The following is a 4452-nucleotide window of genomic DNA, read 5'->3' on the forward strand; positions in this document are numbered from 1 at the left end:
CCTGCGCCTTCCCTTCGCGTATCGCACTCATCCCCTCGATAACGGCCTGCGCGCCGGAATCGGCGTGAGGAGAAAATACGGTGTTGTCACCTTTTATGTTGAGGTTTATCGCGACCTGGCAGAAACTGATATTATTGAGCATCGAGAGCGGCCAGAGAGGATAGACCTCCTTGTATCCCTCTGAAAAGAATGCGTCATAGTCGAGTCCGCCTCCGGAATTGAGCGATTTGTGAACCGCAGGGAGGAGGTCCTCTATCCTGTAGTCGACCATCCCCATGCCGGCATAAAAGCCGGTCTCTTCAGCAGGAACGGACGCGGTGTCGAGCTTCGCCTCGCGATAGGCGTCGCGGGAAGATTTCATGAGCATGTACGCGTGGGTATCCATGATCCGCGAATCTTTCGGACTGATTCCGAGATCGCGGGGATTCAGCTCCTGAATCTGGGCGGCCACCCGGCAACCGAATCCAACCGTGTCGAATCCCTCTATCGGACGTATCCCGCTTCTCCCTGCGAGCATCGAGCCCCACACCTCATCGCGGGTGGTACCGAGAGAACAGGAGATGCCTGTACCGGTTATGACAACGCGGTCATCCATCGAATTTCCCCATGCAGAGGCAGGCATTCTGTCCGCCGAAGCCAAAGGAGTTAGAGATGGCCCTCCGGTGTTCCTTCATCCTCGCCGCATTCGGCACATAATCGAGGTCGCACTTCGGATCGGGGAACTCATAGTTCATAGTCGGCAGGATAATCGAACGATCCATCCCGACGAGTGTCAGGATGCATTCTATGGCGCCGGCAGCAGCGATGGCATGTCCGAGCATCGATTTATTCGAGCTTACGGGGATATCCTTTGCCTTATCGCCGAAGACCTCCTTGATCGCGAGGGTTTCCGTCGCGTCATTCTGGACCGTCGAGGTGCCATGGGCATTGATATAGTCAATATCTTCTGGAGAAATGGAGGCGTCCTCGAGCGCCCCTTTCATCGCGAGAATGGCTCCGAGACCCTTGGGATGTATGTCGGTAATCCGGTGGGCATCCGCCGAGGCACCGTATCCGAGGAGCTCCCCGAGTATCGGAACACCCCTTGAGCGGGCGTGTTCCAGTTCCTCGAGGATGACCGTCCCTGCGCCTTCGGACATCACGAAACCGTTTCTCTTGCGATCAAAGGGCCGCGATGCCTTTTGGGGCGAGGTGTACCTCTCTACGAGCGCCTTTATGAGAACGAAGCCGATAAAGCCGAGGAAGTTGAGCGTCGATTCGCAGCCTCCGGCTATCATGACATCGGATTTGCCTTCCTGAATGCTGCGGAACGCTTCTCCGATCGCCTGGGACCCGGCTGAACACGCCGACACGATCGAGAGGGTAGGCCCCTTGCAGCGGAAGAGGATCGAGAGGATCGAGGCCGCCACATCGGGTTTTCTTTTCAGGAAATTCAGATACGAATAGCCCCCTGCATCCAATAGGTGCTTCATGTCCCATGAACCGGCGCCGTCATAGAATCGGTGGAGAAAGACGACATCTTCGAGAGGCGGATTTTCACCGTGGTATCCTAGGGAGACCCCGATTCTCTCGCGGTTCACGACATCGTTGAGACGCGCCTGAATCGAGGCTTCCAGGGTCGCCTGCGTCATCAGCCTCAGGCCGCGGGATGAAAATTTATGGAACCGACGGGCCCTGTCGTCCCGGTCTTCCTCAAGCCAGGCGTCTTTGACCTCCCCGCCGATGCGGCAGGGCAATCCCTTCGTGTCAAAGGCCGTTAAGAAATCGATACCCGAGACCCCGCGACTCGCGTTCGCAAACGTCTCTTTCGTATCTTTCCCGAGAGAGGTGACCATCCCATACCCGGTGACGACCACCCTCCGCTTAGAAAATTCTCTCGTCATAACCTTCGCTCAGGAAAAGAGGATTCTGGATATGCCTCAGAATATCTTCTTCTCTTCCTGGACCTTCGTCAGCCAGGCCTTAATGAGATCGTCGCCGTTCGTAAACGTCGCGTATTCCCCGCAGGAGCCGCACCGGATGCGGAGATTGTTCTCCGATTTCCAGGCAGAATTCCCGCAGGACGAACACTTTTCCGGAAGGCTGTCGAGAATATCCATGACCCCCCGCGAAATCGATCTGACGGTGACGATGGCCGGCACTTCATCCATGTCCATGCCGGTCCGGACTTCCGCAACGTTGTCCTCCATCCGGATCTTCATGAGGGCAACCGCCTTATCGGTCAACTGACTGTTTCCATCTATGGCAGAGCCCTCGCCGAACATCTCTTCGATGTGTTCGAGGATGAAATGGCGCGCCATCTTGATTCCGAATGCCTGCTCGAGACGGTAGTTGATATCGAGAAAATCGAGGGACTCGGCGCCGAGATCCCTGATGAGAGAGCTTTCCGGCTTGATCGTCTCCTTGTCGATGCTCAGGGTTTCGACGATCGCCTTTTTCACCTCTTCAAGAACGACTTCTTCAGATATAATCTTCTGCATATGATTTCCTCCAATGCTGATATGGTACGTCTAAATTCGTTGTTTTCCTATCGTTTCGGTATCGGCCGGTACAGCCTGTTGCTGAGGCCCCTGTCGACGACAATCGTCTGACCTCTGATCCCCCTGCTCGCCGGGTCACAGAGGAAGAGCGCCGCGTCGGCGATCTCGTCCGGCTCCACAAAGAGCTCTTCGGGCATCTGGTCGATCTCTTCCCAATATTGCCTGAGCACCTTAAAGGAATCCGTCCTGACGATGCCCCCGCAGACACCGTTGACGGATATCTTCATTCCGCTCAGGCTCTCCGCGAGGTCCCTGAGCACCGATTCCATCGCGGCCTTCATGGAGCCGAGGGGATAGGCGGGATTGTAAAAACGACTTCCGAGACTCGAAATGAAGACGACCTTTCCTTCGGTCTTTTCGAGTAGGGGAAGGGCCTCCTGGACGCAGAATATGTTGCCGAGGTAATTTGTCTCGACGAGCTGCCTCAATTCGCGCTCAAGGAGGTTTTCGAGTGGCTTGAACGGAGCCTTTGCAGCGTTCAGGATCAGGAAATCGAGGCGGCCGCAGCGTTCACGAATCTCTTTGAAAAGAGATCTCACCGACTCCTTCGCGGATATATCTGCCTGTATGAGGAAGGAACGGCGTCCCATCTCCTCGATCTCCTTGCAAAGGAGTTCACCCTGAGCCTGGGATTTCCCTCCCGCCTTGCGATAGTTGACGATAACATCAGCGCCCGAGCGCGCAAATTTCCGCGCGATCGCGCTCCCGATGCCTCGGGAACTGCCCGTTATCAAAGCAACTCTGTCTCTGAAGGAATTCCATTCCATCTGATTGATAACCAATAATATATCACAGATTGGATGAAAAATTAAAAGGTTTCGGCTTGCTTTCCCTCGATCAGGAAAGGGCGGAGAGGGGAACGACTTTCTTGAACCGTATCAGCGATTCCGGGAAGACATCGAGAATTTCACGGGCCTTTATGCTTCCTGTGAATTGATAATGTCTCTCGATGAGTGCCCGCAATGCCCCGGTCTCATCCTCGTCGGTGAGACTGAGAGCCCTCACATAGGAAGTGTCCAATTTTCCCGTGAGGGTATCGTCTTCATCGAATAGGTAGAGTATCCCGCCGGTCATTCCAGCTCCGACGCTGTGGCCCACTTCACCGATCACCGCGACAGTCCCCCTTGTCATGTACTCGCAGAGGTGGTGGCCCGTTCCTTCCGCGACAGCGGTGGCTCCGCTATTCCTGACAGCGAAGCGCTCCCCAACCCTCCCGGCCACGAAGAACTCGCCGCCGACCGCGCCGTACAAGACGGTATTCCCCGCAACGACCTGAGAGGAATCCTCTGCGAGGGCGGCCTGAGACCTTATGACAATCCTGCCGCCGTACATGCCCTTTCCAACGTAGTCGTTGGCGTCGCCGATCAACGTGAGAGAAAGGCCCCTATGGTTAAAGGCCCCGAAGCTCTGACCTGCCGTTCCCCTGAAGGTCAATCGTATCGTATCCGGAGGGAGCCCTTCGTCCCGATATCTCACGGCTATATGGAAATTGAGCCTTATCGGGATACTCCGGTCGATATTTCTGATCTCATATTCTTTCTCGACGGGTGCTCCCTTCTCTATGAAGGGCAGGAGTTCCTCGGAGAGTCTGTTGTTCATCGACGGAGCGGGATTATCGTTTCTCGCGACGAGGCATCTTCCGGGTCGGACCCGGGAATGTCCGCCGAAGAACTGATCGAGGTTCAGCCTCGTCGTGATTCCGTGGTATTCCGTCCTTGCCGTGAGCAGATCGGACCTTCCTATCATCTCGTCGAACCTCCTGAAACCCATTTCGGCCATGATCTCCCTCACCTCGCGAACTACCGCGGTGAAGTATGCCGTCACTCCCTCGATCTTCCCCCTGAACTTCGACCTGAGTTTCTCATCTTGCGTAGCGATACCGGTCGGACAGGTATTGAGATGGCACTTCCGC

The 4452-nt window shown here is 55.6% G+C and carries 5 protein-coding genes; all 5 read right to left on the reverse strand.

From position 1 onward, the window contains the following. On the reverse strand, positions 1 to 595 hold a 595-nt coding region (locus VEI96_12285), incomplete at its 3' end, for a beta-ketoacyl synthase N-terminal-like domain-containing protein (protein ID HXX58772.1). Then, positions 588 to 1883 (reverse strand): beta-ketoacyl-[acyl-carrier-protein] synthase family protein, encoded by a 1296-nt coding sequence (locus tag VEI96_12290; protein ID HXX58773.1) that lies wholly within the window; start codon positions 1881 to 1883, stop codon positions 588 to 590. The genes VEI96_12290 and VEI96_12285, both read right to left, overlap by 8 nt. A gap of 36 nt (positions 1884 to 1919) precedes the next feature. Then, positions 1920 to 2480: a phosphopantetheine-binding protein gene (locus VEI96_12295; GenBank protein ID HXX58774.1), complete on the reverse strand. Its 561-nt coding sequence runs from the start codon at positions 2478 to 2480 to the stop codon at positions 1920 to 1922. Positions 2481 to 2527: 47 nt separating this feature from the next. Then, positions 2528 to 3322 carry an SDR family oxidoreductase gene (locus VEI96_12300; protein ID HXX58775.1) on the reverse strand — a complete coding sequence of 265 codons (795 nt, stop codon included), beginning with the start codon at positions 3320 to 3322 and terminating at the stop codon, positions 2528 to 2530. Positions 3323 to 3377: 55 nt separating this feature from the next. After that, on the reverse strand, positions 3378 to 4452 hold a 1075-nt coding region (locus VEI96_12305; protein ID HXX58776.1), incomplete at its 5' end, for a glutamate synthase-related protein.

Source organism: Thermodesulfovibrionales bacterium (assembly GCA_035622735.1).
GTDB lineage: Bacteria > Nitrospirota > Thermodesulfovibrionia > Thermodesulfovibrionales > UBA9159 > DASPUT01.

Excerpts from the sequence above, each read along its gene's own strand:
- VEI96_12290 (HXX58773.1), bottom strand. The coding sequence starts at position 1,883 with ATGACGAGAGAATTTTCTAAGCGGAGGGTGGTCGTCACCGGGTATGGG.
- VEI96_12295 (HXX58774.1), bottom strand. The coding sequence starts at position 2,480 with ATGCAGAAGATTATATCTGAAGAAGTCGTTCTTGAAGAGGTGAAAAAG.